The following is a 24,839-nucleotide window of genomic DNA, read 5'->3' on the forward strand; positions in this document are numbered from 1 at the left end:
GCTGGAGATCCAGCCCGCCCGGCGCTTCGGTGTTCCGTCGCCTCCTCAGGCGGCCACCTTCTCCGGCTCCTCGGTCTTCGGAACCTCCCGCACGTGGATCCGCCGCAGCGTCGCGGCCGCTCCGACGGCCGCCAGGGCCAGCACGGCCGCCCCGGCGATCGCCGCGCCCTGCATTCCGCTGGTGAAGGCCTCCCGTGCCGCCGTCGCCAGGGCGTCACCCGCACGCCCCGGCAGTTGTCCGGCGACCGCCAGCGCGCCGCCCAGGGTCTCGTGGGCCTCGGCCGGGGCCGAGGAGGGGATGTCGTGGCGGTAGATCGCCGTACCGATGGAGCCGAGCACCGCCATGCCCAGCGCGCCGCCGAACTCCTGGCCGGTCTCCAGCAGTGAGGAGGCCGAGCCCGCCCGCTCCACCGGGGCCGCGCCGATGGCCAGGTCGGTCATCTGCGACATCACCATGACGATGCCGGAGGCGAGGACACCGCACGCGGCCAGGACCAGCCAGAGCGAGTCCGTGCCGGCCAGGGCCAGCATCCCGTAGCCCGCCGCGGCGATCGCGAAGCCCGCGGTGACGACGTAGGCGCGGTTGACGCCCTTCTGGACCAGGGAGGTGGCCAGTGGGGCGGCCATGCCGATCGGCACGGAGGGCAGCAGCGCCCACAGGGCCGCTTCCATGGCGCTCTTGTCGAGCACCGACTGGAGGTACTGCGTGGTGAAGAACGCCGAGCCCATCATTCCGAACGCGGAGACGAGGTTCAGGACGACGGCGGGGGCGAAGCCGTGGCCGCGGAACAGGGCCGGCGAGATCATCGGCGAGGCCGCGGTGCGCTGACGCAGGACGAACAGGACCGCGAAGAGCAGACCGACGGTGATCGAGACGACGTACTGCGGGTGCCAGCCCTCGGAGGGGATCTCCTTCAGGCCGTAGATCACGGGGAGCACCGCCGCCATCGACAGCGGCACGCTGAGCAGGTCGAAGCGGCCGGGCGCGGGGTCCTTCGACTCGGGGAGCAGGAACGGGCCGAGGACCAGCAGCAGTGCCATCGCGGGCAGGTTGACCAGGAAGACCGAGCCCCACCAGAAGTACTGGACCAGGACGCCGCTCAGCACCGAGCCGAGTGCGATGCCGCCCGTCATGACGCCGGACCAGATGCCGATCGCCTTCGCCCGCTGTCCGGGGTCGGTGAACATCGTGCGCAGCAGCGCCATCGTCGACGGCATGAGGGTGGCCCCGCCGATGCCGAGGACCGCGCGGGCCGCGATCAGGGTTTCGGCGCTGTTCGCGTACGCCGCCACGAGGGAGGCGGTCCCGAAGGCGGCCGCGCCGATCAGCAGCAGTTTGCGCCGGCCGATGCGGTCGCCCAGGGAGCCCATCGTCATCAGCAGGCCGGCCAGGACGAACGCGTAGATGTCGAAGATCCACAGCTGCTGGGTGCCGCTGGGCTTCAGGTCGGTGCTGATCGCCGGGATGGCGAAGTAGAGGACCGAGACGTCCATCGAGACCAGCAGCAGCGGCAGCATCAGCACGCCGAGGGCGGTCCATTCGCGGCGTCCGGCACGGGTGGTGGTCGGTGGTGTGGTCGCGGAGGTGCTCTTCGCGTTCGTCATGCCAACGAATGTACACGCGTCTTAAACGCTTGTCTAGAACGATTGTATAAGTCAGGCGTCTGGGACGTCCGTATGGATCGGCGGTAGGGTGGGCGGCATGGGACACCGTGAGGATCTGCTCGAAGGCGCCAAGCGCTGCCTGCTGGAAAAGGGCTTCGCGCGCACCACGGCGCGCGACATCGTCAAGGAGTCGGGGACCAACCTGGCCTCGATCGGCTACCACTACGGCTCGAAGGACGCGCTGCTCGCGCAGGCCTACATCTCGATGGTGGAAGGCATGTCCGACGGCTTCGGCGCGGCCGGGAGCGACGGGATCGACGGCGCTCCCGGCTCGCTGGAACGGTTCCGCGCCGTGTGGAAGAGCATCGTCGCCAGCATGCGGGAGCCCGGCTCGATGTGGCGGCTCAGCATGGAGGTCATGACCATTGAACTGCCCGAGGTGCGCGACACCTTGGCCCGCGCCCAGCGAGAGGGCGGCCGCGGCCTCGTCGCGCTGCTCATGGGCGTACCGGAGGAGAAGGTCACCGACGAGACCGCGGACACCCTCGGCCGCTTCTACCTCACGCTGATGACCGGCCTCATCGCGCAGTGGACCTTCGACCCGAAGACCGCCCCCGACGCGGACGCCCTCACCGAGGGCCTCCGCCAGGTCATCGAGGGCGTCACCCGTCACTAGGGCCTGTCCGGCGGATCATGCCGCAGACGCGGGGGCTCGGCACGCTCACCAGCGTCGATGGGGCACCGCCCCTTTCCTGCGAGACCGCCCCTTTCCTGCGACCTGATCCGCCGGACAGGTCCTGGTCATTCGCGGGTACGCGCGTCCCGCACCGCCGGGGCCATCGCGAGCAGCATCGCGGCGGCCGTCAGCGCGAACGCCCACGCATACCCGGTGTGCCCCGCGAGCAGGCCGAAGCCCGCCGCGCCCACGCCCATCCCGCCGTCGTACGCGAGGTTCCACAGGGCGGTGACCGTGCCGTAGGAGGGCCGGGAGGTCCTCGCGTACATCAGCGTGAGCGTGGCGTTCTGCGTGACGCCGAAGCCGATGCCGAACACCGCCGCCCCCGCCACGACGGCGACCGGGTGCGCGGTCGGCACGGTGAGCAGCACCCCCGCGGCCGACAGCAGCAGACCGGGCACCACGAACCGCGCGGTGCCGTGCCGGTCGCCGTACCGCCCCGTCACCCAGCGGGCCGCCGTCGAGGCTCCGGGCTGCACCACGAGCGCCACGGAGACCACCCAGACGGACGCCGACGGAACGGCCAGCGGCAGGAAGGTGACCATGATGCCGGCGGCGAGCGCGGTGGTGGCGAACACCAGGGCGGGCCGGCGCAGGTCGGAGCTGCGCAGGGCGGCGGTCATCCCCAGGGTCCGGGCCGCCGTGGGGGAGGCCCCGGCCGTCGGCCTCCCGTCCGGCAGCCCCGGCACGGACGCGATGGCGGCCAGCGCCGCCACCCCCGCCGCCACCGCGACCGGCCCGTAGCCCACGTGCCGGGCCAGCCAGAGCCCCAGCGGCAACGCGACCAGCGACGACGCGCCACCGACCAGCCCGACCAGCGCCAGCCCCTCGCCCCGCCGCTCGGCCGGGATCAGCGAGGCCGTCAGGGCGCCGCCCGCGACGAGCGTCAGAGCGAAGCCCAGGCCGCGCAGCAGGCAGACGGCCACGATCCAGACCATGCCGCCGGAGACGGTCAGCACCAGCGCCGGTACCCCGAGCAGGAGCAGCCCCGCCGTCAGCGGCAGCCGGTTGCCCCAGCGGGCGACCAGCCGGGGGGAGACCAGTTCACCGAGGACCGTGGCCAGCATCAGCGCACCCGTGGCGAGGCCGGCACCGCCCCCGCCGCCCGCCGCCTCGGCGTACGCCGGCACGGCCGACAGCAGCAGGAAGAAGCTGACCGAGGAGCCGACCATGCTCACGAAGCGCAGCAGCAGCGCCCGCGTCAGCAGCGGTGCTCCGGAACCAGCCGAAGTGGGGGCGTGTACAGGGGAGTTCGCGGACGTCGCCATGCCGTCGACGCTAAGGTCCGACCGGCCCCCCGGTAAGCTCCAATTCCATGCCACTACAGTGGGCCGGTCTGTCCCCCGAGCTGCTTCTGACCGTCGACCGGGACGGCGGCGAACAACTGCGTGCCCAGCTGGAACGGCAGCTCCGCGACGCCATCCGCACGGGCCGCCTCCAAGCCGGCGAACGCCTGCCGTCCTCCCGTGAACTGGCCCGCACCCTCAGCCTGTCCCGCGGACTGGTCCAGGACTGCTACGCCCAACTCCGGGCCGAGGGCTACCTGGTCACCCACGTCGGCTCGGCCACCCGCGTGGCACCGTGCGCGCAGGTGCCACCGGAGCCCGCGGCCCCGCCCGCTCCGCCGCCCCGCCTGATCGCCGACTTCCGGCACGGCGTCCCGGACCTGGCCTCCTTCCCGCTCACCGACTGGCTGTGGGCGACCAGGGAGGCGGCCCGCGCGATACCGACGGCGGACCTCGACTACGGCGATCCCCGCGGCAGCCGGCACCTCCGCGAGGTCGTCGCCGCCTACCTGCGCCGGGTCCGGTCGGCCGCCGCCGACCCCGGCCGCACCGTCGTCTGCTCCGGCTACGCCCAGGGACTGAGCCTGACGCTCCAGGCGCTGGCGCGCGCCGGCGCCCGTGCGGTCGCGTACGAGGACCCCGGGGCCCCCGGCACCGCGACCGCGGCCGCCACGGCGGCGGGCCTCCAGGCGGTGCCCGTCCCGGTCGACGCGCACGGCATCGACGTGACCGCGCTGGAGGCGACCGGGGCGAGGGCGGTGATCGTCACCCCGGCCCACCAGTGGCCGACGGGGGTGGCACTGGCTCCCGCTCGTCGCATCGCCCTGATCGAGTGGGCGGCGCGCCGGGACGCCTATGTCATCGAGGACGACTACGACGCCGAGTTCCGCTACGACAGCGAACCGGTCGGCTCGCTACAGGGCCTCGCCGCCGACCGCGTGGTCGGCGTCGGCACCGTCAGCAAGTCCCTCGCCCCCGCCCTGCGCATCGGCTGGCTGCTCTGCCCACCCGCGCTGATCGCAGCGCTCACCGAGCTGAAGCGGATCGCCGACCGCGGCACCCCGACCCTCGACCAGCTGGCCCTCGCCCGTCTGATCGAGTCCGGCCGCTACGACCGCCATCTGCGCCGGATGCGCACCCTCTACTCGGCCCGTTGCAAGGCCCTGCGCGCCGCGCTCGCCCGGCACGCCCCCGATGTGCGGCTGACCGGCCTCGCGGCGGGCTTCCACGCGGTGGCCCATCTGCCGCACGGAGCCGACGAGCAGACGGTGATCGCCGCGGCCCGGTCCCGGTCCGTCGGCCTGTACGGCATGAGCGCCTGCCGTGCGTCACAGGCCACCGCCCCGCCCCAACTCGTCCTCGGCTTCGGCGATGTGACGGAACGCGCGATCGCCGAGGGCGTCGCGGCCGTGGGGGACCTGCTGGCCGCCGGCGGCCAGGACCTCTAGAGCCGCGCCCCCTTCAGTGCCATGTGCAGCAGCAGCCGGTCCTCCCCGTCGTCGAGGTCCAGCCCCGTCAGCTGCTCGACCCGGGACAGCCGGTAGTACAGGGTCTGGCGGTGGATGCCCAGTTCGGCGGCGGTGCGGCCGGCCTGGCCCGCGCAGTCGAGGTAGACCTCGGCGGTGCGGGCCAGCTCCTGGTGGGCGGGGGTCAGGAGCGGGGCGAGGACGGGATCGTGGGCGGCCTCGGGCGGCAGGGAGGTCAGCAGACGGTACGGGCCGATCTGCGCCCACTCGGCGACCGGCCCGAACCGGGGTTCGGCCAGCGCCGCACGGGCCGCCGCGGACGCCTCCTGCCAGGCGGTGCCCAGTTCGGCGAGCCCCAGCCGGGCGGCGGCGACCCCCGCGGCGGCGGCCCCGCTCCCGCCGGCCGCCCGCTCCAGCAACCGCCCCGCGGCCGACACCGCCGGGGTCACGGCCTGCGTCGACCGCAGCCGCACCAGCAGCGCCAACGACTGCGCGGACAGCCCCCACGGCACCGTGCACAGCGCGGTCGCGCCCGGCAGCGTACGGACCGACGGCGCGTCGTCCGGGTCGGCGGACGGCCAGGGCGCCACGCACACCACCGTGTGCGGACCGTCCGCGCGGGCGCCGAGGGCCGTGCGCAGCTCGGCCACCGCCATGTCCCGCGGCCAGCCCCGTTCGGCGGTGAGCACCGCCCGCAGTTCCCGGGTGAGGTCGGCGCCGTGCTGCGCCTCGTCCGCCAGCAGCGCCCCGATCCGGGCCGCGACCCCCATCGCCGCGGTCAGCTGCCGCTCGCTCGGCCCCGGGTCGTCGTCCAGCAGCCAGACGTAACCGAGGACGACACCCCGATGGCGTACGGGCAGACAGATGCGCCCCCGGTACACCCCCGCCTCCGGGGTCGGCGGGATACGGACCGGACCGGTCGCCCGGGTGATCCCGAAGCCCTCGAACCACGTCCGGACCGCGGCCGTGGAGCGCCGGGTCAGGATCGAGCGGGTGCGCACCGGGTCCAGCGCCGAGGCGTCCAGCTCGCCCTCGCTGTCGTACGCACCGAAGGCGATCAGCTCGAAGTGGCGGTTCTCCAGGGTCGCCGGAACGCCCAGCAGCTCAGAGATCTCGTCGACCAGTTCCTGGTAGTCACCCGGGTTCTTGAAGGGCCCGGCATCGGACATCACCCGGGCATTCTGCCCCATATCCGCGCTGCTTCATACATCTGTCTGAGATCCCGTGCACGGATGCGTGACAGCTGTCGATGGCCGACGATCGGAGGGATCCTTAGATTTCACGGTGGTTCTCCGTGCCGTACCCGAATGGTCGGGTGACGGCCCTCTTTGGCCTTGTTGTGGAGGTGCCCCGTGCTGGGTCCCGTGATTCTCGCCGCGTCGCGCAGCGACCGGATGCGACGCCTGATCTCGGCGGCCCCGGTGACGAAGCAGGTCGTCGACCGTTTCATCCCCGGCGAGACGGTGTCCGACATCGTCCCGATCGTCGAGGAGCTCACCGCCAAGGGCCTGGAGCTGACCATGGACGTGGTCGGCGAGGACATCACCACCCCCGAGCAGGCCGGCGCCGCCCGTGACGCCTACCTGCGGCTCGTCGAGCGGCTCAAGGAGCTGGAGCTCGGCGAGAAGGTCGAGATGTCCGTCAAGCTGTCGATGTTCGGCCAGGCCCTCCCCGGGGGCCACGAGCTGGCCCTGGCCAACGTCCGCCCGGTCGTCGAGGCCGCCGCCGCCATCGGTACGACCGTCACCCTGGACGCCGAGGACCACACCACCCTCGACTCGATGTTCGCCATCCACGAGGAGCTGCGGAAGGACTTCCCGCAGACCGGCTGCGTCATCCAGGCCTACCTCTTCCGCACCGAGGCCGACGCCCGCCGCCTCGCCGCGAGCGGCAGCCGCGTCCGCCTGGTCAAGGGCGCCTACAGGGAGCCCGCCGAGGTCGCCTACCAGCAGAAGCACGAGATCGACAAGGCGTACGTCAGGATCCTGAGGATCCTGATGGACGGCGAGGGATACCCGATGGTCGGCTCCCACGACCCGCGCCTGATCAGCATCGCCCAGGAACTCGCCCACCGCGCCGGGCGCAAAATGGACGAGTACGAGTTCCAGATGCTCTACGGCATCCGCGGCGACGAGCACCTGCGGCTGGCCGCCGAGGGTCACCGCATGCGCGTCTACACCGCCTACGGCACCGACTGGTACGGCTACTTCATGCGCCGCCTCGCGGAGAAGCCCGCCAACCTGCGCTTTTTCCTGCGGTCGATGGTCAGCAAAGGATGAGCGGCAGCTGTCGGCACCCGGGTGCATGCTGGGTGACGGCAGCTACCGCCCATCGGTCGGCCTAGCCGACCCGGTTCCGGAAAGGAGTTACGGAACCCGTGACTCCGCCCCCGTGGGGGCTTCTCACTCGCTCGCCGCAGCGGACTCGTGACGGTCAAGCCCTGACCGCCGCCCAATCTACGCACGCGGCTTCGGTTCCAGCGGGCCGAGGCCAGGGATTAACTCGGAAGAGGTAGCTAATGGACGCTGTGACCCAGGTCCCCACCCCCGTCAACGAGCCGGTGCACGGCTACGCCCCCGGCTCGCCCGAGCGTGCCCGGCTGGAGGCCAAGCTGAAGGAGCTGGCCGAGAACCCGGTCGACCTGCCCTGCACCATCGGCGGTGAGAAGCGGATGGGCGGCGGCGAGGCCTTCCAGGTCGTCCAGCCGCACAACCACAAGGCCGTGCTCGGCACCTACCGCAACGCCACCCAGCAGGACGCCAAGGACGCCATCGACGCGGCCCTGGCCGCCGCGCCCGCCTGGCGCGCGATGTCCTTCGACGACCGCGCGGCGATCATCCTGCGCGCCGCCGAGCTGCTGGCCGGCCCCTGGCGCGAGACCATCGCGGCCTCCACCATGCTGGGCCAGTCGAAGACCGCCCAGCAGGCCGAGATCGACAGCCCCTGCGAGCTGGTCGACTTCTGGCGCTTCAACGTCCACTACGCCCGCCAGATCCTGGCCGAGCAGCCCCCGGCCAACTCCCCGGGCGTCTGGAACCGCCTCGACCACCGCCCGCTCGAGGGCTTCGTCTACGCGATCACCCCGTTCAACTTCAGCGCCATCGCGGGCAACCTGCCCACCGCGCCCGCGCTGATGGGCAACGTCGTGGTGTGGAAGCCGTCCCCGACCCAGACCCACGCCGCCGTGCTGCTCATGCGGCTGCTGGAGGAGGCGGGCCTGCCCAAGGGCGTCATCAACCTCGTCACCGGCGACGGCATCGCGGTCTCCGAGGTCGCCCTGGAGCACCGGGACCTCGCCGGCATCCACTTCACCGGCTCGACGAAGACCTTCCAGTACCTGTGGAAGACGGTCGGCGCCAACATCGAGAAGTACCGCTCCTACCCGCGCCTGGTCGGCGAGACCGGCGGCAAGGACTTCGTCGTCGCCCACCCGAGCGCCGACCGCGCCGTCCTCAAGACCGCCCTGACCCGCGGTGCCTTCGAGTACCAGGGCCAGAAGTGCTCGGCGACCTCCCGGGCGTACATCCCGGCGTCCATCTGGAACTCGGGCTTCAAGGAGGAGTTCGCCGCCGAGGTCGACGGCATCGCCATGGGCGACGTCACCGACTTCTCGAACTTCATCGGCGCGGTCATCGACGAGCGCTCCTTCGCCAAGAACAAGGCGGCGATCGACCGCGCGAAGGCCGACCCGAGCTGCACGATCGTCGCGGGCGGCAGCTACGACGACTCGGTCGGCTACTTCGTCCGCCCGACGGTCGTCGAGTGCACCGACCCGGAGAACGAGGTCTTCACCACCGAGTACTTCGGCCCGTTCCTCGCCGTGCACGTGTACGACGACAGCTCGGCCGAGAAGTACGACGAGATGCTCGCCCAGATGGAGTCGGTGTCCGACTACGCCCTGACCGGCTCGGTCATCGCGAACGACCGCGCGGCGGCCGCTCACACGATGGAGAAGCTGCGCTACGCGGCCGGCAACTTCTACATCAACGACAAGTCGACCGGTGCCGTCGTCGGCCAGCAGCCCTTCGGCGGCGGCCGGTCCTCCGGCACCAACGACAAGGCCGGCGCCCCGCAGAACCTGACGCGGTGGACCCTGACCCGCGCCATCAAGGAGACGCTGGTCGCGCCGACCGACTACACCTACCCGCACATGGGCTGACCGCTCTCGCGAGCACGGGCCGGGAAGCCTGCCACAAGCGTGGCTTCCCGGCCCGTTTCCATGCCCGTGCCGCACGCGCCCGGGCAGACTCCTCCCATGACATCGGCGGAGAGCGAGAGCGAGAGCGAGTCGGTCGAGACCGACGACGGCGTACGTCTGTGGGCGGCCCGCTCGGGCGGGGGCGGCGCGCCGCTGGTGCTGTGCCACGGCGGGCCGGGCCTGTGGGACATGTTCGAGGACGTCGCCGGACTCCTGGCGGACGTGACCCCGGTCGTCCGCTGGGACCAGCGCGGATGCGGGCGCTCCCAGCGTTGCGCGGGGCCCTGGACGACCGAGCGGTTCGTGGCCGATCTGGACGCCGTACGACGGCACTTCGGGCTGGACCGGATGGCGCTGCTCGGCCACTCCTGGGGCGCGCAGCTGGCGCTGAGCTATGCGCTGGCCCACCCGGAGCGGGTGAGTGCGCTGGTCTATGTGAGCGGTACGGGCATCGGCCCCGACGCCGACTGGCACCCCGCCTACGCGGCGAACTTCCGCGCCCGCCTCGGCGAGCGTCCCGAACGGCGCGCCCGCTGGCAGGAGTTGACCGACCGCCCCGCGCGCACGGAGGCCGAGGACCGGGAGCGCGCGGTGCTCCAGTGGTCCATCGAGTTCGAGGACCGGGAACGCGCCCTGCACCACGCCGGCCGCATGGCCGACCCGTGGTTCGCGATCAACACCGACTGCAACGACGCCCTCAACGAGGAACGGAAGCGGATCTGGGGCACCCGCGAGCTGTTCGCCGCCTGCGAGGCTCTGGACGTGCCCGTGACGATCATCGACGGCGCCCGGGACATCCGCCCCCGCACGGCCGTCGACTCCCTGGAGCGTGCGCTGCCCCGGGTACGCCGGGTGGTCCTGCCGGAGGCCGGGCACATGCCGTGGGTCGAGGACCCCAAGGGCTTCCGGGAGGCGCTCAGGCAGTGAGCAGGTGCCGGTCGAGGAAGTCGGCCATGAGCCGCGCGATCTGCGGCGCGTGTGTTTCCAGGGCGAAGTGGCCGGTGGGGAGCAGATGCACCTCCGCCTTCGGCAGGTCCCGCTGGAAGGCGAGCGCACCGGCCGGCACGAAGATCTCGTCGTGCGCGCCCCACACCGCCAGCAGCGGGACCTGGCTGGTGCGGAAGTACTCCTGGAAGGCCGGGTACAGGGCGAAGTTGGCGCCGTAGTCGGAGATCAGGTCGAGCTGGATCTCCGGCTGTCCGGGACGGGCCATGAGGGCGGTGTCGTGCTCGTACGCGTCCGGGCTGACCGCCGACGGGTCCGGCACGCCGTGCAGGTACTGCCATGTGATCCCGTCCGGGCCGCTGATCTCCCGCACGGGCGCCTCCGTCTCGGGCGTCCGCTCGTCGATCAGCGCCAGCACGGGCGCCCAGGCCTCCTTGCCGAGTCCCTCCTCGTACGCGTTGCCGTTCTGGGTGACGATCGCGGTCACCCGCTCGGGGTGGGCGAGGGCCAGGCGCAGGCCGATCGGCGAGCCGTAGTCCTGGATGTAGAGGGCGAACTCCGTCAGGCCCAGCTGCTCGGTGAACTCGTGGGTGACTGCGGCGAGTTCGTCGAAGGAGTAGGTGAACTCCGAGGCGGCGGGCGCCGACGACCGGCCGAAGCCGATGTGGTCCGGAGCGATCACCCGGTAGCGGCCGGAGAGCAGCGGGATCAGGTCGCGGAACATGTGCGAGCTGCTCGGGAAGCCGTGCAGGAGCAGCAGTACCGGGGCGTCGGCGGGGCCCGCTTCCCGGTAGTGCACGTCGAGGCCGCGCACGGTGGCGGTGCGGTGGTGGGTCCGGTGTGCGGTCATGGCGTCAGTGCACCACGGCCATGCCTAACCGGTCAAATGAAAATAGCTGGTTAGGTTCGGAGAGGGGGCGGATACTGGGCTCCATGACCACCCGCCTCCGCACCGCCCACACCGCCGACCTCGACCCCGCCGAACTCCGGGCCGCCCGCGCCCTCCTGGACGAAGCCTTCGACGGGGACTTCTCCGACGAGGACTGGGAGCACGGACTCGGCGGCATGCACGCCCTCGTGCACGACGGCGCCGGGCTCGCCGCGCACGGCTCGGTGGTCATGCGCCGCGCACGCCACCAGGGCCGCTGGCTGCGCGTCGGGTATGTCGAGGCCGTCGCGGTACGCCCGGACGCGCGCCGCACCGGACTGGGCGGGCAGGTGATGGGCGCCCTGGAGCGGATCGTCGACAGGGCGTACGACCTCGGCGCGCTCTCCGCGAGCGAGGACGGCGCCCCCCTCTACACGGCCCGCGGCTGGCAACTGTGGACCGGCCGGATCCACGCCCTCTCCCCGGACGGCGTCGTCCGCCTCCCCGACGAGGAGGACAGCACCTACCTGCGCCCCGCGCTCGCCGGTCCGCCCGACCCCGCGCACGAGCTGCTCTTCGACTGGCGGGACGGGGACGTCATGTGAGGGGCTGTCAGGCCCGGGTCGCCGCCCGGACCAGGATCTTCCCGGTGTTCCCGCCCCGCAGCATCCGCAGGAACGCCTCCACGATCCGCTCGAACCCGTCCACCACCGTCTCGTCCGCCACGAGCGCCCCGCTGCGCAGATGCGGTACGGCGAACTCGTACAACTCCTCCTGCACGTCGGTGTGGTCACGCACCAGGAAGCCCTCGATGCGCAGGCTCTTCTCCACGACGTCCGCGTGGTTGAACAGCACGGGCGGCGCGTCCGGGGTGTTGTACTGGCCGATGGTGCCGACCCGCACCACCCGCCCCCGCTCCCGCAGCGCGCCGATCGCCGCGCCGAGGTGATCGCCGCCGACGTTGTCGACGAAGACATCGATGCCGTCGGGGGCGGCCGTGGCGAGGAGTTCGGCGACCGGGCCGGAGTGGTAGTCGAAGGCCGCGTCGTGACCGACCTCCTCCGTCAGGTACTTCACCTTCGCGGCCGAGCCCGCGCTGCCCACCACCCGGCCCGCGCCCAGCAGTCGGGCGAAGCGCGCGGTGGCCGTGCCGACGCCGCCCGCCGCCCCCGAGACGAACAGGTCGTCGCCCTCGCGGAACCGGGCGATCCGGGTCAGGCCGACGTACGCGGTCAGGCCCGTGCCGCCGAGCACGCTCAGGTACGCCGACAGCGGCACGCCCTCGTGGTGGGGGAGGCGCCTGACATCCCCGGGGCTCACCAGCGCGTGGGTGCGCCAGCCGTGCCGGTGGAAGACGACCTCACCCTCGGGGAGGTCCGGGTGCCGTGAGGCGACGATCCTTCCGAGGGTGCGGCCCTCCAGCGGGGCGTTCAACTCGAGGTCACCGTCCATCATTTCGCGGTGGTAGGGATCCACCGACCAGTAGAGGTTCTCGACCAGGGCCGTGCCGGGGCCGGGTTCGGGAACGGGGGACTCCGCGAAGCGGAAGTGGTCGGCGGTGGGGAAGCCGGCCGGGCGGGCGGTCTGCTGCACGGTCAGCGCGGTGTCGGTCATGGTGGCTGACCGTAGGCAGGAATGCGCGGCCCGGGCAGAGGGTTGCGCTCATGGAACCGGCCGATCCATGCATCGGCCTCATAGCAGCAGGTGGGAGAGCCCGAGTGACCTCAGTCGACCTTGCCCCGCAGGAGCTCAGGACCCTGGTCGCCGTGGCGGAGGAAGGCGGCTTCTCGGCCGCGGCCGGGCGGCTCGGCGCCACCCGGTCCGCCGTCTCCCACGCCGTGCGCGGGACCGAACGCAAGCTGGGCGTCGTGCTGTTCGAGCGCGGCCGGTACGGCGCCCGGCCCACGGCGGCCGGCGAGCGCGCGGTGGCGCACGCCCGGCGGGTGCTGCGCCTGCTGGAGGTACTGGTCGCCGAGACCCGGGGTCCGGCGACGGGCGAGATCGAGGGCGCGGTGCGGATCGCCGCGTTCCGCAGCGCTGCCCTGCACCTGCTGCCGGCCGCCCTGGAACGCCTGGCCGCACGCCACCCCGGCCTCGACGTCACCGTGACCGTGGTCCGGGAACTGGGCGCCGGTACGGCCGGTGAGGTGGCCGCGGGCCGTGCCGACCTCGGCATCGCCACCCTCGGCACCGGCTCGCCGGTCCCGGCCGACCTGGTCGGCGATGTGCTGCTGGAGGAGCCGTACTCGCTGGTCCACCCGGCCGGGCACCCGGCCCCGCGTTGGCTGCCGCTGGTCGACTGGATGGAGAACTGCGGCTCCTACACGCGCGCGTGGTGGGCCGCCCAGGACTGGATCCCGGCCGCGACCGTGCGCGCCGAGGACGACGGGGCGGTGCTGTCCATGGTGGGCAGCGGCCTCGGCATGGCGATCATGCCCGCGCTGTCCCTCACCGCCGCCCCGCCCACGGTCGAGATCACCGACCTCGGGCCCGGCCGCCCGACCCGCTCCGTCGGCTATGTCACCACCCCGGAACTAGCCGCGACGGCAGCTGTGCGGGCACTCGTCAGGGAGCTGCGCTCACTCCACCCGCGTACGAGGAAACCGCAGGTCACAGCGGTGTGACCTGGTTCGCCGTCTCAGATAGTAGGAAGTCCGACTAATTGTAGAGACAGGAGCGCGGCACTCCCTTACTTTTGTAGAAGCCGAACGTCTCGCTCGACCAAGCGAATGGCGGTCGTGAGCCGGGCCCCGTGCAGGCAATCCCTGCGGCACCGCTCCCCGCCCCCGGCGTCTCGTAACCCCTTGTCTCTCTGCACCCGCGTGTGCCGAAGGAGTCGATTTCCATGGCCGAGACGACCGTCCGCCGCCGAGTCCGCCACGTGTCCCGCACGAGCGAGTCCGACCGCAAGAACGCCGCCGCCGCCCTCCAGCGCGCCCTCGACCGCCGCGACAACGGCGGCGAGACCGGCCACTGAGCCGGCCGCCGCACCCCACGAACCGGGAGCCGCACCCGTTCGAGGTGCGGCGCGGCCTCACCCGCCGCGTCGCACCTCGAAGTGGTCCACCCGCTTGCCGTCCTGCGCCAGCGCCGACACCTTCAGCCTCGGCGACGCGCCCGCCCGTGCCTCGACCGACAGCAGCGAGAAGCCGGTGTACCGCACCCGGGACCACTCCACGGCCTCAGCCTGCGGGGTCTTCCCCTTGGTCCAGTAGAAGGTCTTCACCGCGTCGTGCCGGGTCACATGGCCCTCGTAGGTGTCCTTCACACCCGACGGGAACGAGTACAGGTTCCGGCCGCCGCCGCCCGCGGTGACGTACACGATCCCGTCCCGCGCGGGGTCCGTGGACCCGCCGATCGGCACCGTCCTGGCGACCCGCCCGTTCTTGATGGCGTCCGTCCGCTCGTACACGTGGTTGTGCCCGTTGATCACCAGGTCGACCTTGTGCTTGGCGAACAGCGGCAGCCACTCCTTGCGGATGCCGCCGTCGGAGGCGTGCTGCGAGGTCGAGTAGGCGCAGTGGTGGAAGAACACCACCACGAAGTCGACGCCCTTCGCCGTCCGCAGCTCACCCAGCCTGCGGTCCAGCCACCGGGTCTGCCTGCCGCCGGTGTAGCCGAAGTTGGCGGGGATCTCGTACGACACGTCGTTGGCGTCCAGGGCCACGAAGCCGACGTTGCCGTACGTGAACGCGTACACGCCCGGCGCCGTGTGCGGGTCGAAGCCGCTGTCCGGGAGGGAGAAGCGGGCCAGCTGGCCGCCGTAGCCGTCCGGTGAGTACCAGGCCTCCATGTCGTGGTTGCCGGTGGTCACCATCCACGGCACCGACTTCGCCACCGGCTCGGTCTGCTTCAGGAACAGGTCCCAGAACGTGGGGTCGTAGCCGTCCGTCTTCGAGCCGGCCCCGTTGACGTCCGCGTAGCAGATGTCGCCCGCGTGCAGATGGAAGGCGGGCTTCAGGCGCAGCAGCAGATGGTCGTTGCCGTTCGCGCTGGTGCCGACGCCCTGGTCGCCGAAGGCGGTGAACACGAAGCTCTCCGGACTCGCGGGCGCGGTCCGGAAGGAGGTGATGGTCGAGCGGTGGGCGGGGGAGGCGGGGTCCCAGCCGTCGTGGCCGACGCCGTAGTAGTACGTCGTGCCGGGCTTCAGGCCGTCCAGGGCCGCGTGCACGTAGTACTGCTCGACCGTCGGCCTCACCCCCTGCACCCCGGCCGTGTGCAGATGGCGCACCTCGGCCTCGATCCGGCGGCCCAGGTCGTCCGGCCGCAGGCCGACGCGTACGTACGGCTTCTTCACCGGGAACGGCACCTGCCAGGAGATCCGCATCCGGGTCCTCGGATCGGCGCCGAAGGCCAGATGGCGGCCGAACGGGGTGATGACCGAACCGGACACGTGCGAGGTGGCCGGGGCGGGCGCGCCGGACGTGCGGGACGGTGTCCGCGTACCCCCGCAGCCGGTCAGCAGCCCGCCCGCCACCGCACCCGCCGTCACCAGTGTGCGGCGCCGGGTGAGCCGGGCGCGCAGGTACTCGTACTGCTCGGCCATGCTCATCCGCTCCGCGAGCCGCCGCGGAATACCGAAGTCAGGGGTCTCCATGCCGTGAGAAGTTCCCAGCGAATCCCAACACCGGGCCCACATACGGGTGAACGGCGGCCAACAGGATGACGCCGACCCCCCGCCCGGGTGCCTCCACCATGTCCGTATGGCGGACAGCTCATGTCATCCCATGGGACGAGGAGTAGGGTTCCCGGCATGTCTCGCAGCATCGATCTCGCAGTGATCCCCGGTGACGGCATCGGTCAGGAAGTCGTGGCCGAAGGCCTGAAGGTCCTCTCCGCCGTCCTTCCCGAGGACGTGAAGCTGGAGACCAAGGAGTACGACTTCGGCGCCAGGCGCTACCACGCCACCGGTGAGACCCTCACCGATGCCGACCTCGACGCCCTCAAGCAGCACGACGCCATCCTGCTCGGCGCCATCGGCGACCCGTCCGTGCCGTCCGGCGTCCTGGAGCGGGGCTTCCTGCTCAAGCTCCGCTTCGCTTTCGACCACCACGTCAACCTGCGCCCCTCGAAGCTCCTGCCGGGTGTCGCCACCCCGCTCGCCGGCGAGCCGCAGATCGACTTCGTCGTGGTCCGCGAGGGCACCGAGGGCCCGTACACCGGCAACGGCGGCACCATCCGCAAGGGCACCGAGCACGAGGTCGCCACCGAGGTCTCCGTGAACACGGCCTTCGGTGTCGAGCGGGTCGTCCGCGACGCCTTCGCCCGCGCCCAGGCCCGCCCGCGCAAGAAGCTCGCGCTGATCCACAAGAACAACGTGCTGACCTTCGCGGGTCACCTGTGGACCAACATCTTCAACAAGGTGGCCGCGGAGTTCCCCGAGGTCACCACCGAGTACATGCACGTCGACGCGGCGACCATCTACCTGGTTACCCAGCCCGAGCGTTTCGACGTCATCGTCACCGACAACCTCTTCGGCGACATCATCACCGACCTCGCCGCGGCCGTCTCCGGCGGCATCGGCGTGGCCGCCTCCGGCAACATCAACCCCGGCCGCGAGTTCCCCTCCATGTTCGAGCCGGTCCACGGCTCGGCCCCGGACATCGCCGGCCAGGGCAAGGCCGACCCCACCGCCACGGTCCTGTCCGTCGCCCTGCTGCTGCGCCACCTCGGCTACGAGGGCGAGGCGACCCGGATCGAGGAGGCGGTCTCCGCCGACCTCGGCGAGCGCGCCCAGCTGCCCGCCCGCTCCACCTCTGAGATCGGCGACGCGCTCGCCGTACGAGTAGCCGGCTGACCCGCCGCGCTCTCTCGAAGCCGCCGGGTCGCGTCAGCGCCCGGCGGCTTCCCCCATGTCCCCGCCGGGTGCCACCATCAACCCGGGGCCGCATTCACCCCGATTCCTTCCGCACCAGCTCCCCACGCGATAATCGAACGCGGAGCCGCGGTACGAAGGAATGCTCGGACGTCCTAGCACTGGCCGGAAGGCCGTACGGGCGTGAGCGCGGCCCGTCACTACAACCGGTGAAGGACAAGCACCCATGACGACGCCCACGATCGAGCTCAAGCCGTCCGCCCATCCGCTTCCCGCCGCCGAGCGCGAGGCGATCCTGGCGAACCCCGGATTCGGCCGCCACTTCACCGACCACATGGTGACGATCAAGTGGACCGAGGGCCGGGGCTGGCACGACGGCCAGCTCGTTCCGTACGCGCCGATTCCGCTCGACCCGGCCACCAACGTGCTGCACTACGCCCAGGAGATCTTCGAGGGACTCAAGGCCTACCGCCGCCCCGACGGCTCCGTCGCCACCTTCCGCCCGGACCAGAACGCCAAGCGCTTCCAGCGCTCCGCCAGGCGCCTGGCCATGCCCGAGCTGCCCGTCGAGACCTTCATCGAGGCCTGTGACGCGCTGGTCCGGCAGGACAAGGACTGGGTGCCCGCCCACGGTGGCGAGGAGTCCCTCTACCTGCGCCCGTTCATGATCGCGACCGAGGTCGGCTTGGGCGTGAAGCCCGCCAACGAGTACCTGTTCCTCGTGATCGCCTCCCCGGCCGGCGCCTACTTCCCGGGCGGCGTCAGGCCCGTCTCCATCTGGGTCTCGGAGGACCGCGTCCGCGCCGTCCCCGGTGGCATGGGCGACGCCAAGACCGGCGGCAACTACGCCGCCTCCCTGCTCGCCCAGGCCGAGGCCGCCGCCCACGGCTGCGACCAGGTCTGCTACCTCGACGCCGTGCAGCACCAGTGGGTGGAGGAGCTCGGCGGCATGAACCTCTACTTCGTCTACGGCGCCGCATCCAATGAAAAGCCGGTGATCATCACCCCGACGCTGACCGGCTCCATCCTCGAAGGCGTCACCCGCGACTCCCTCCTCACCGTCGCCCGCGACCTCGGTTACGAGGCCGAGGAAGGCCGCGTCTCCGTCGAGCAGTGGCAGCGCGACTCGGAGAACGGCACCCTCACCGAGGTCTTCGCCTGCGGCACCGCCGCCGTCATCACCCCCGTCGGCACGGTCAAGCGCAGCACCGGCGCCGAGTGGAAGCAGTCGGACGGCGAGCCCGGCGAGGTCACCCTGAGGCTCCGCCAGGCCCTGCTGGACGTCCAGCGCGGCATCACGGAGGACAAGCACGGCTGGATGCGCAAGCTCGGCTAGCCGTCACCCGCCTTCCTCAGGGCCGCCCCGGACTCCGTGTCCGGCGCGGCCCTGACGTGTTCGGGGGCACGGTGGTCCTGACAGGTTTAGAGTCGTGCTCTAAAGTTAGAGTGACGCTCTAAAGTCAGGAAGGCGAGGAGGTGCCCCGGCATGAGGCTGACCCCTACGGAACGTGACCGGCTGCTGCTGTTCTCGGCCGCCGAGCTGGCCCGCAGCCGCAAGGCCCGAGGGCTCAGGCTCAACGTGCCGGAGGCGACCGCGCTGATCGCGGACACCGTCTGCGAGGCCGCCCGGGACGGCAAGCGCCTCGCGGAGGCCATCGAGGCGGCCCGGGCGGCACTGGGCCCCGCCGACGTCCTGCCGGGCGTCGCCGACGTCGTCACCGAGGTGCATGTGGAGGCCGTCTTCGACGACGGCTCCCGGCTCGCGGTGGTCTCCGATCCGATCGGCGGCGGGCTGGGGGAGGAAGGCCCGGGCGCGCTGCTGCCGGGACCGGAGCACACCGAGCCCGAGCCCGTCGTCACGCTCACGGTCACCAACACGGCGACCGTGCCCGTCTCCGTCACCTCCCACTTCCACTTCTTCGAGGCCAACCCGCGCCTCGACTTCCCCCGCGCCGCCGCCTACGGGATGCGGCTCGCCGTGCCCGCCGGCTCGTCGGTCCGCTTCGGGCCGGGGGAGAGCGCCGAGGCCGGGCTGGTGCCGATCGGGGGCGAGCGGATCGCGATCGGCTTCGCGGGGCTCGTCGACGGGCCGCTGGACGCGCCGGGCGCGAAGGAAGAGGCCCTGCGCAGGGCCGCCGCCTGCGGATACCTGGGAGCCGAGGCATGAACCCGCACGAGTACGCCGCCACGCACGGCCCGCGCGCGGGCGACCGCGTCCGGCTGGGCGACTCCGGCCTGACCGTCCGCGTCGAGTCCGACTCCCAGCGGTACGGCGACGAGTTCCTCGCCGGCTTCGGCAAGACCGCCCGCGACGGACTGCACCTCAAGGCCGCCGCCGTGCGCGCGACCTGTGACGTCGTGATCAGCAACGTCGTGGTGATCGACGCGGCCCAGGGCATCCGGAAGGTGTCCATCGGCATCCGCGAGGGACGGATCTGCTCGATCGGGCGGGCCGGGAACCCCGACACCCTCGACGGGGTCGACGTGGTCGTCGGCACGGGGACGTCGATCGTGTCCGGGGAAGGGCTGATCGCCACCGCCGGGGCCGTCGACACGCACGTCCACCTGCTGTCGCCGCGCGTCATGGAGGCCTCGCTCGCCTCCGGCGTGACCACGATCATCGGGCAGGAGTTCGGGCCGGTGTGGGGCGTCGGCGTCAACTCGCCCTGGGCACTCAGGCACGCGTTCAACGCCTTCGACGCCTGGCCGGTCAACATCGGCTTCCTCGGCCGGGGTTCGTCGTCCCACTCCGCTCCTTTGACCGAGGCGCTGGCCGAGGGCGGGGCGAGTGGCTTCAAGGTGCACGAGGACATGGGCGCCCACACCCGGGCGCTGGACACCGCCCTGCGCGTCGCCGAGGAGCACGACGTCCAGGTCGCCCTGCACAGCGACGGGCTGAACGAGTGCCTGTCGGTCGAGGACACGCTGCGGGTGCTGGAGGGCCGCACCATCCACGCCTTCCACATCGAGGGCTGCGGCGGCGGGCACGTGCCGAACGTGCTGAAGATGGCCGGAGTCCCGAACGTCATCGGCTCCTCCACCAACCCGACCCTGCCCTTCGGCCGGGACGCGGTCGCCGAGCACTACGGCATGATCGTCTCCGTCCACGACCTCAAGACCGACCTGCCCGGCGACGCGGCGATGGCCCGCGACCGCATCCGCGCCGGCACCATGGGCGCCGAGGACGTGCTGCACGACCTGGGCGCGATCGGCATCACCTCGTCCGACGCGCAGGGCATGGGCCGGGCGGGGGAGACGGTCCGCCGTACGTTCGCGATGGCCGGGAAGATGAAGGCCGAGTTCGGCGCCCCCGAGGACCACGACAACGAGCGCGTCCTGCGCTACATGGCCAAGCTGACCATCAACCCCGCCATCGCGCACGGCCTCTCGCACGAGGTCGGCTCGATCGAGGTCGGCAAGCTCGCCGACATCGTGCTGTGGCGCCCGGAGTACTTCGGCGCCAAGCCGCAGCTCGTCCTCAAGGCGGGCTTCCCGGCCTACGGCGTGGTCGGCGACCCGGGCGCGGCCACCGACACCTGCGAACCCCTCGTGCTCGGCCCGCAGTTCGGGGCGCACGGGGCGACCCCGGCCGACATCTCCGTCGCCTTCGTCGCACAGGCCGCCCTCGACCAGGGAGGCGACCGGATGCCGACCCGCCGCAGAAGGGTCGCCGTCCGCGGCACCCGCGGCATCGGCCCCGCCGACCTGCGCCTCAACTCCCGTACCGGAGCGGTCGACGTGGAGCAGAGCACCGGTCTCGTCACCCTCGACGGCGAGCCGATCCGCTCCGAACCCGCCGACTCGGTCTCCCTCAACCGCCTCTACTTCCTCTGAGGACCCCTGATGCCTGCTGCCGCCGACGGCTTCCGCATGCCCCCCGAATGGGCCCCGCACGAGCGCACCTGGATGGCCTGGCCGGGCCCCAACCCCACCTTCGACGACCCCGGGGACCTGGCCGCCGCCCGCGGCGCCTGGGCCTCGGTCGCCCGCGCCGTCCGCCGCTTCGAGCCGGTGACGGTGGTGTGCGGCCCCGGACAGGCCGCCGAGGCCGCCGAGCTGCTCGGCCCCGGCATCGACACCGTCGAGCGCGACCTCGACGACGCCTGGATGCGGGACATCGGCCCCACCTTCCTCACCGACGGAAAGGGCGGACTGGCCGCCGTCGACTGGACGTTCAACGGCTGGGGCGCCCAGCACTGGGCCCGCTGGGAGCATGACGCGAAGATCGCCGCGTACGTCTCCGACCTCGCGGGGGCCAGGACGTACGCCTCGCGGCTGGTCAACGAAGGCGGCGCGATCCACGTCGACGGCGAGGGCACGGTCCTGCTGACGGAGACGGTCCAGCTCGGCCCGGAGCGCAACCCGCACTGGTCGAAGGAGGAGGCCGAGGCGGAGATCCATGCCCAGCTCGGCACCCGCAAGGCGATCTGGCTCCCGCGCGGCCTCACCGGCGACTACCCCCCGCACGGCTTCGGGACCCTCGGCCATGTCGACATCGTCGCCGCCTTCGCCCGTCCCGGTGTCGTCGTCGCCCACCACCAGCCGGACCCGGCGCACCCCGACCACGAGGTGACCAAGGAGGTCATAGGCCTGCTGCGGGCGCAGACCGACGCCCGCGGCCGCCGTCTGGAGGTCGTCGAGCTGGCCGCCCCCACCGTCCTGGAGGCCGACGGCCACTGGGCCGACTACTCCTACATCAACCACTACCTCTGCAACGGCGGCGTCGTGCTGTGCGCATTCGACGACCCTCGCGACGAACTGGCCGCCGAGACCTTCAGCCGCCTCTTTCCGGACCGGACGGTCACCCTGGTGGACGCCCGTACGATCTTCTCCGGCGGCGGTGGCATCCACTGCATCACGCAACAGCAGCCGAGGACGAGCTAGGACGAGCCAGGACGAGCCAGGACGAGCCACGACGACCAGGAGGAGTCACGGATGGCCGGTGCGGCACGGGTGCGCAAGAACGCGCCGCCGCGCGAGGAGGTCCTCGCCGCGGCCATGGACATGATCGCCGAGCGCGGTCTCGAGCAGCTCACCATGGCGGCGCTCGGCCGCGAGGTCGGCATGAGCAGCGGCCACCTGCTGTACTACTTCCGCTCGAAGGACGAGCTGCTGCTCCAGACCCTGGAGTGGAGCGAGGGCCGTCTCGGCGCCGAACGGGTCCGGCTCCTCGCCGGGCCGGAAACCGCCCGCGAACGCCTCGACGCCTACGTCGACCTGTACGTCCCCGACGGCCACCGCGACCCGCACTGGACGCTGTGGCTGGAGGTCTGGAACCGCTCGCAGAACGCCGCCGACGACGCCCGCGACCGCCAGGCCGCCATCGAGGGCGCCTGGCACCGCGACCTGGTCGCCCTGCTCGCGGAGGGCGTCTCCCGCGGCGAGTTCCGCCCCGTCGGCGCCGACCGCTTCGCCGCCCGGCTGCGCGCCCTCCTCGACGGCTTCTCCATCCACGTGGCGGTCGGCCTGCGCGGCACCGACCGGGGACAGATCCTCGGCCACGTGCGGGAGTTCCTGGACGACTCACTCGGCCCGCCGAAGCTCACGGACTGTTGATCACCGTACGCGTACCGCATCCTGAGACGGTCCGTGAGCCGGGGGCGGGGCTGTGCCAGACTGCCCCCGTGCTCTCGTTCGCCATGATTATTGGCAGCAGGCGCGCCGGTCCGCAGTGACCACCACGTACGACCAGGTACGGGTGGCCATCGTCGTCCTCGACCCGCGCGCAGACCTCTCGCACCCGCGAGGGGTTTTTTCGTTTTCCGGCCCACCTTCAGCCGGAGACGGAGCGTGAGGGAGTATGAGGGGACGGTGGAGCCGGTCATTCCGGTAAGACCGAGATTCAAAACAGGAGCCCTGAGACCATGACCGAAACCAGCCGGCTGGACGATACGTTCCACGTCTTCGACACCACCCTGCGCGACGGCGCCCAGCGCGAGGGCATCAACCTCACCGTCGCCGACAAGCTGGCCATCGCTCGGCACCTGGACGACTTCGGCGTGGGCTTCATCGAGGGCGGCTGGCCCGGCGCGAACCCGCGGGACACCGAGTTCTTCGCCCGCGCCCAGCAGGAGATCGACTTCAAGCACGCCCAGCTGGTCGCCTTCGGCGCCACCCGCCGCGCGGGCGCCAAGGCCGCGGACGACCCCCAGGTCAAGGCCCTGCTCGACTCCGGCGCCCCGGTGATCACCCTGGTCGCCAAGTCGCACGACCGGCACGTGGAACTGGCGCTGCGCACCACCCTGGACGAGAACCTGGAGATGGTCCGCGACACCGTCTCCTTCCTGCGCGAGCAGGGCCGCCGGGTCTTCGTCGACTGCGAGCACTTCTTCGACGGCTACCGCGCCGACCCCGAGTACGCCAAGTCGGTCGTCAGGGCGGCCTCCGAGGCCGGCGCGGACGTGGTCATCCTCTGCGACACCAACGGCGGCATGCTCCCCGCCCAGGTCCACGCGGTCGTCTCCACGGTCCTCGCCGACACCGGCGCCCGGCTCGGCATCCACGCCCAGGACGACACCGGCTGCGCGGTCGCCAACACCCTCGCCGCCGTCGACGCGGGCGCCACCCACGTCCAGTGCACGGCGAACGGCTACGGCGAGCGCGTCGGCAACGCCAACCTCTTCCCGGTCGTCGCCGCCCTGGAACTGAAGTACGGCAAGAAGGTCCTGCCCGACGGCCGGCTCCGCGAGATGACCCGCATCTCGCACGCCATCGCCGAGGTCGTCAACCTCACCCCCTCCACCCACCAGCCCTACGTCGGCGTCTCCGCCTTCGCCCACAAGGCGGGCCTGCACGCCTCCGCCATCAAGGTCGACCCCGACCTCTACCAGCACATCGACCCCGAGCTGGTCGGCAACACCATGCGCATGCTGGTCTCCGACATGGCGGGCCGCGCCTCGGTCGAGCTCAAGGGCAAGGAGCTCGGCATCGACCTCGGCGGCGACCGCGAGCTGGTCGGCCGGGTGGTCGAACGGGTCAAGGAGCGGGAGCTCAAGGGCTACACCTACGAGGCAGCCGACGCCAGCTTCGAGCTGCTGCTGCGCGCCGAGGTCGAGGGCAGGCCGCTGAAGTACTTCGACGTGGAGTCCTGGCGCGCCATCGTCGAGGACCGCCCCGACGGCACCCACGCCAACGAGGCCACCGTCAAGCTGTGGGCCAAGAGCGAGCGCATCGTCGCCACCGCCGAGGGCAACGGCCCCGTCAACGCCCTCGACCGGGCCCTGCGGGTCGCCCTGGAGAAGATCTACCCCCAGCTGGCCAAGTTCGAGCTGGTCGACTACAAGGTCCGCATCCTCGAGGGCAAGCACGGCACCTCGTCCACGACCCGCGTACTGATCTCCACCTCCGACGGCGCCGACGAGTGGTCCACGGTCGGGGTGGCGGAAAACGTCATCGCGGCGTCCTGGCAGGCCCTGGAGGACGCTTACACGTACGGCCTGCTCCGGGCGGGCGTGGAGCCCGCGGAGTGAGCACAGTGGAGGCATGACCGAAGACGACGGCAACCCTCTGGCCCGGGCCCGCGTGGCGACCAGGCTGCCGGCCCGGGACCTGGCCCGGGCCCGGCGCTTCTACGCGGAGCGGCTCGGCCTGGAGCCCGTGGACGAACGGCCCGGCGGGTTGCTGTACCGGTGCGCGGGCGTGGACTTCGTGGTGTTCCGCTCCACGGGCGCCTCGCCCGGCACGTTCACCCAGATGGCGTTCGAGGTCGACGACATCGAGGCGGCCGTGGCGGAGCTCAGGCGGCGCGGCGTGGTGTTCGAGGAGGTCGACGCGCCCGGATTCCGCACCCGGGACGGGATCGCCGAGATCGAGGGGAACTACCCGGGCAAGGGCGCGCGGGGCGAACGCGGCGCCTGGTTCCGGGACAGCGAGGGCAACCTGCTGGGCATCGGCGAGTCCGTCAGGTAGTCCGGGTGCGCT

22 protein-coding genes are annotated in these 24,839 nt (G+C 71.9%); 16 read left to right on the top strand and 6 right to left on the bottom strand.

Annotated features, from left to right (window positions below; all coding sequences use genetic code 11):
• Window positions 1-45: 45 nt before the first annotated feature.
• Window positions 46-1,605: an MFS transporter gene (locus ACWGJM_RS43920; protein WP_453417378.1), complete on the bottom strand. Its 1,560-nt coding sequence runs from the start codon at window positions 1,603-1,605 to the stop codon at window positions 46-48.
• 97 nt (window positions 1,606-1,702) lie between these two features.
• On the opposite strand from ACWGJM_RS43920, the gene ACWGJM_RS43925 reads away from it, so the two are divergent.
• Window positions 1,703-2,281 carry a TetR/AcrR family transcriptional regulator gene (locus ACWGJM_RS43925; protein ID WP_453417379.1) on the top strand — a complete coding sequence of 193 codons (579 nt, stop codon included), beginning with the start codon at window positions 1,703-1,705 and terminating at the stop codon, window positions 2,279-2,281.
• A gap of 125 nt (window positions 2,282-2,406) precedes the next feature.
• Here the strand turns inward: ACWGJM_RS43925 and ACWGJM_RS43930 are convergent, their stop codons facing one another.
• The gene (locus ACWGJM_RS43930) at window positions 2,407-3,609 is read right to left on the bottom strand and encodes an MFS transporter (RefSeq protein WP_453417380.1); all 1,203 of its coding nucleotides are present in this window, start codon (window positions 3,607-3,609) and stop codon (window positions 2,407-2,409) included.
• Between the two features lie 47 nt (window positions 3,610-3,656).
• Here ACWGJM_RS43930 and pdxR point away from each other — a divergent pair, with 47 nt between their 5' ends.
• Window positions 3,657-5,075 carry a MocR-like pyridoxine biosynthesis transcription factor PdxR gene (pdxR, locus tag ACWGJM_RS43935; protein WP_453417381.1) on the top strand — a complete coding sequence of 473 codons (1,419 nt, stop codon included), beginning with the start codon at window positions 3,657-3,659 and terminating at the stop codon, window positions 5,073-5,075.
• On the opposite strand, the gene ACWGJM_RS43940 is transcribed toward pdxR, so the two are convergent.
• Window positions 5,072-6,283: a PucR family transcriptional regulator gene (locus ACWGJM_RS43940; protein WP_453417382.1), complete on the bottom strand. Its 1,212-nt coding sequence runs from the start codon at window positions 6,281-6,283 to the stop codon at window positions 5,072-5,074. The genes pdxR and ACWGJM_RS43940 overlap by 4 nt on opposite strands.
• A gap of 162 nt (window positions 6,284-6,445) precedes the next feature.
• Between ACWGJM_RS43940 and ACWGJM_RS43945 the strand changes: the two genes are divergently transcribed.
• From ACWGJM_RS43945 to ACWGJM_RS43955, 3 genes are all read left to right on the top strand, one after another.
• Window positions 6,446-7,372 carry a proline dehydrogenase family protein gene (locus ACWGJM_RS43945; RefSeq protein ID WP_453417383.1) on the top strand — a complete coding sequence of 309 codons (927 nt, stop codon included), beginning with the start codon at window positions 6,446-6,448 and terminating at the stop codon, window positions 7,370-7,372.
• A 239-nt stretch (window positions 7,373-7,611) separates the two neighbouring features.
• Window positions 7,612-9,252, top strand: a complete 1,641-nt coding sequence (gene pruA, locus ACWGJM_RS43950) for an L-glutamate gamma-semialdehyde dehydrogenase (protein ID WP_453417384.1) — start codon at window positions 7,612-7,614, stop codon at window positions 9,250-9,252.
• 96 nt (window positions 9,253-9,348) lie between these two features.
• Window positions 9,349-10,218, top strand: a complete 870-nt coding sequence (locus ACWGJM_RS43955; RefSeq protein ID WP_453417385.1) for an alpha/beta fold hydrolase — start codon at window positions 9,349-9,351, stop codon at window positions 10,216-10,218.
• Here ACWGJM_RS43955 and ACWGJM_RS43960 read toward each other — a convergent pair.
• Window positions 10,208-11,086 carry an alpha/beta fold hydrolase gene (locus ACWGJM_RS43960; RefSeq protein ID WP_453417386.1) on the bottom strand — a complete coding sequence of 293 codons (879 nt, stop codon included), beginning with the start codon at window positions 11,084-11,086 and terminating at the stop codon, window positions 10,208-10,210. The two genes, ACWGJM_RS43955 and ACWGJM_RS43960, sit on opposite strands and share 11 nt — an antisense overlap.
• Window positions 11,087-11,169: 83 nt before the next feature.
• On the opposite strand from ACWGJM_RS43960, the gene ACWGJM_RS43965 reads away from it, so the two are divergent.
• Window positions 11,170-11,709 carry a GNAT family N-acetyltransferase gene (locus tag ACWGJM_RS43965; RefSeq protein WP_453417387.1) on the top strand — a complete coding sequence of 180 codons (540 nt, stop codon included), beginning with the start codon at window positions 11,170-11,172 and terminating at the stop codon, window positions 11,707-11,709.
• Between the two features lie 7 nt (window positions 11,710-11,716).
• On the opposite strand, the gene ACWGJM_RS43970 is transcribed toward ACWGJM_RS43965, so the two are convergent.
• Window positions 11,717-12,718, bottom strand: a complete 1,002-nt coding sequence (locus ACWGJM_RS43970; RefSeq protein ID WP_453417388.1) for an NADP-dependent oxidoreductase — start codon at window positions 12,716-12,718, stop codon at window positions 11,717-11,719.
• Between the two features lie 104 nt (window positions 12,719-12,822).
• Between ACWGJM_RS43970 and ACWGJM_RS43975 the strand changes: the two genes are divergently transcribed.
• Window positions 12,823-13,728, top strand: coding sequence for a LysR family transcriptional regulator (locus tag ACWGJM_RS43975; RefSeq protein ID WP_453417389.1), 906 nt, complete (start codon window positions 12,823-12,825; stop codon window positions 13,726-13,728).
• Window positions 13,729-13,949: 221 nt separating this feature from the next.
• The gene (locus ACWGJM_RS43980) at window positions 13,950-14,081 is read left to right on the top strand and encodes a hypothetical protein (RefSeq protein WP_015493350.1); all 132 of its coding nucleotides are present in this window, start codon (window positions 13,950-13,952) and stop codon (window positions 14,079-14,081) included.
• Between the two features lie 57 nt (window positions 14,082-14,138).
• Here ACWGJM_RS43980 and ACWGJM_RS43985 read toward each other — a convergent pair whose 3' ends face one another.
• On the bottom strand, window positions 14,139-15,701 hold the full coding sequence (locus ACWGJM_RS43985) for a purple acid phosphatase family protein (RefSeq protein ID WP_453417390.1): 1,563 nt from the start codon (window positions 15,699-15,701) through the stop codon (window positions 14,139-14,141).
• Window positions 15,702-15,857: 156 nt separating this feature from the next.
• Here ACWGJM_RS43985 and ACWGJM_RS43990 point away from each other — a divergent pair, with 156 nt between their 5' ends.
• The 8 genes from ACWGJM_RS43990 to ACWGJM_RS44025 all read left to right on the top strand — a co-directional run bounded on the left by ACWGJM_RS43990 (window position 15,858) and on the right by ACWGJM_RS44025 (window position 24,827).
• Window positions 15,858-16,901, top strand: coding sequence for a 3-isopropylmalate dehydrogenase (locus ACWGJM_RS43990; RefSeq protein WP_453417391.1), 1,044 nt, complete (start codon window positions 15,858-15,860; stop codon window positions 16,899-16,901).
• 244 nt (window positions 16,902-17,145) lie between these two features.
• Window positions 17,146-18,255, top strand: coding sequence for a branched-chain amino acid aminotransferase (locus ACWGJM_RS43995; RefSeq protein WP_453417392.1), 1,110 nt, complete (start codon window positions 17,146-17,148; stop codon window positions 18,253-18,255).
• A gap of 150 nt (window positions 18,256-18,405) precedes the next feature.
• Window positions 18,406-19,086: an urease subunit gamma gene (gene ureA, locus ACWGJM_RS44000; RefSeq protein WP_453417393.1), complete on the top strand. Its 681-nt coding sequence runs from the start codon at window positions 18,406-18,408 to the stop codon at window positions 19,084-19,086.
• Entirely contained in the window at window positions 19,083-20,753 is a 1,671-nt protein-coding gene (locus ACWGJM_RS44005) for an urease subunit alpha (protein ID WP_453417394.1), read from the top strand. Before ureA ends, ACWGJM_RS44005 begins: the two co-directional genes overlap by 4 nt.
• Before the next feature lie 9 nt (window positions 20,754-20,762).
• Window positions 20,763-21,803, top strand: coding sequence for an agmatine deiminase family protein (locus tag ACWGJM_RS44010; protein WP_453417395.1), 1,041 nt, complete (start codon window positions 20,763-20,765; stop codon window positions 21,801-21,803).
• 51 nt (window positions 21,804-21,854) lie between these two features.
• Window positions 21,855-22,475 carry a TetR/AcrR family transcriptional regulator gene (locus ACWGJM_RS44015; protein WP_453417396.1) on the top strand — a complete coding sequence of 207 codons (621 nt, stop codon included), beginning with the start codon at window positions 21,855-21,857 and terminating at the stop codon, window positions 22,473-22,475.
• A gap of 308 nt (window positions 22,476-22,783) precedes the next feature.
• Window positions 22,784-24,388, top strand: coding sequence for a citramalate synthase (gene cimA, locus ACWGJM_RS44020; RefSeq protein WP_453417397.1), 1,605 nt, complete (start codon window positions 22,784-22,786; stop codon window positions 24,386-24,388).
• A 13-nt stretch (window positions 24,389-24,401) separates the two neighbouring features.
• Window positions 24,402-24,827, top strand: a complete 426-nt coding sequence (locus ACWGJM_RS44025) for a VOC family protein (protein ID WP_453417398.1) — start codon at window positions 24,402-24,404, stop codon at window positions 24,825-24,827.
• Window positions 24,828-24,839 lie beyond the last annotated feature (12 nt).

Source organism: Streptomyces sp. NPDC054834 (assembly GCF_053611185.1).

Coding starts and splice junctions, on each gene's coding strand:
- ureA (WP_453417393.1), top strand. CDS start 18,406: ATGAGGCTGACCCCTACGGAACGTGACCGGCTGCTGCTGTTCTCGGCC.
- ACWGJM_RS43925 (WP_453417379.1), top strand. CDS start 1,703: ATGGGACACCGTGAGGATCTGCTCGAAGGCGCCAAGCGCTGCCTGCTG.
- ACWGJM_RS43980 (WP_015493350.1), top strand. CDS start 13,950: ATGGCCGAGACGACCGTCCGCCGCCGAGTCCGCCACGTGTCCCGCACG.
- ACWGJM_RS43955 (WP_453417385.1), top strand. CDS start 9,349: ATGACATCGGCGGAGAGCGAGAGCGAGAGCGAGTCGGTCGAGACCGAC.
- ACWGJM_RS44005 (WP_453417394.1), top strand. CDS start 19,083: ATGAACCCGCACGAGTACGCCGCCACGCACGGCCCGCGCGCGGGCGAC.
- ACWGJM_RS43970 (WP_453417388.1), bottom strand. CDS start 12,718: ATGACCGACACCGCGCTGACCGTGCAGCAGACCGCCCGCCCGGCCGGC.
- ACWGJM_RS44015 (WP_453417396.1), top strand. CDS start 21,855: ATGGCCGGTGCGGCACGGGTGCGCAAGAACGCGCCGCCGCGCGAGGAG.
- ACWGJM_RS43960 (WP_453417386.1), bottom strand. CDS start 11,086: ATGACCGCACACCGGACCCACCACCGCACCGCCACCGTGCGCGGCCTC.
- ACWGJM_RS43990 (WP_453417391.1), top strand. CDS start 15,858: ATGTCTCGCAGCATCGATCTCGCAGTGATCCCCGGTGACGGCATCGGT.
- ACWGJM_RS43940 (WP_453417382.1), bottom strand. CDS start 6,283: ATGGGGCAGAATGCCCGGGTGATGTCCGATGCCGGGCCCTTCAAGAAC.
- pdxR (WP_453417381.1), top strand. CDS start 3,657: ATGCCACTACAGTGGGCCGGTCTGTCCCCCGAGCTGCTTCTGACCGTC.
- ACWGJM_RS43930 (WP_453417380.1), bottom strand. CDS start 3,609: ATGGCGACGTCCGCGAACTCCCCTGTACACGCCCCCACTTCGGCTGGT.
- ACWGJM_RS44010 (WP_453417395.1), top strand. CDS start 20,763: ATGCCTGCTGCCGCCGACGGCTTCCGCATGCCCCCCGAATGGGCCCCG.
- ACWGJM_RS43985 (WP_453417390.1), bottom strand. CDS start 15,701: ATGGAGACCCCTGACTTCGGTATTCCGCGGCGGCTCGCGGAGCGGATG.
- cimA (WP_453417397.1), top strand. CDS start 22,784: ATGACCGAAACCAGCCGGCTGGACGATACGTTCCACGTCTTCGACACC.
- ACWGJM_RS43995 (WP_453417392.1), top strand. CDS start 17,146: ATGACGACGCCCACGATCGAGCTCAAGCCGTCCGCCCATCCGCTTCCC.
- ACWGJM_RS44025 (WP_453417398.1), top strand. CDS start 24,402: ATGACCGAAGACGACGGCAACCCTCTGGCCCGGGCCCGCGTGGCGACC.
- ACWGJM_RS43965 (WP_453417387.1), top strand. CDS start 11,170: ATGACCACCCGCCTCCGCACCGCCCACACCGCCGACCTCGACCCCGCC.
- ACWGJM_RS43920 (WP_453417378.1), bottom strand. CDS start 1,605: ATGACGAACGCGAAGAGCACCTCCGCGACCACACCACCGACCACCACC.
- pruA (WP_453417384.1), top strand. CDS start 7,612: ATGGACGCTGTGACCCAGGTCCCCACCCCCGTCAACGAGCCGGTGCAC.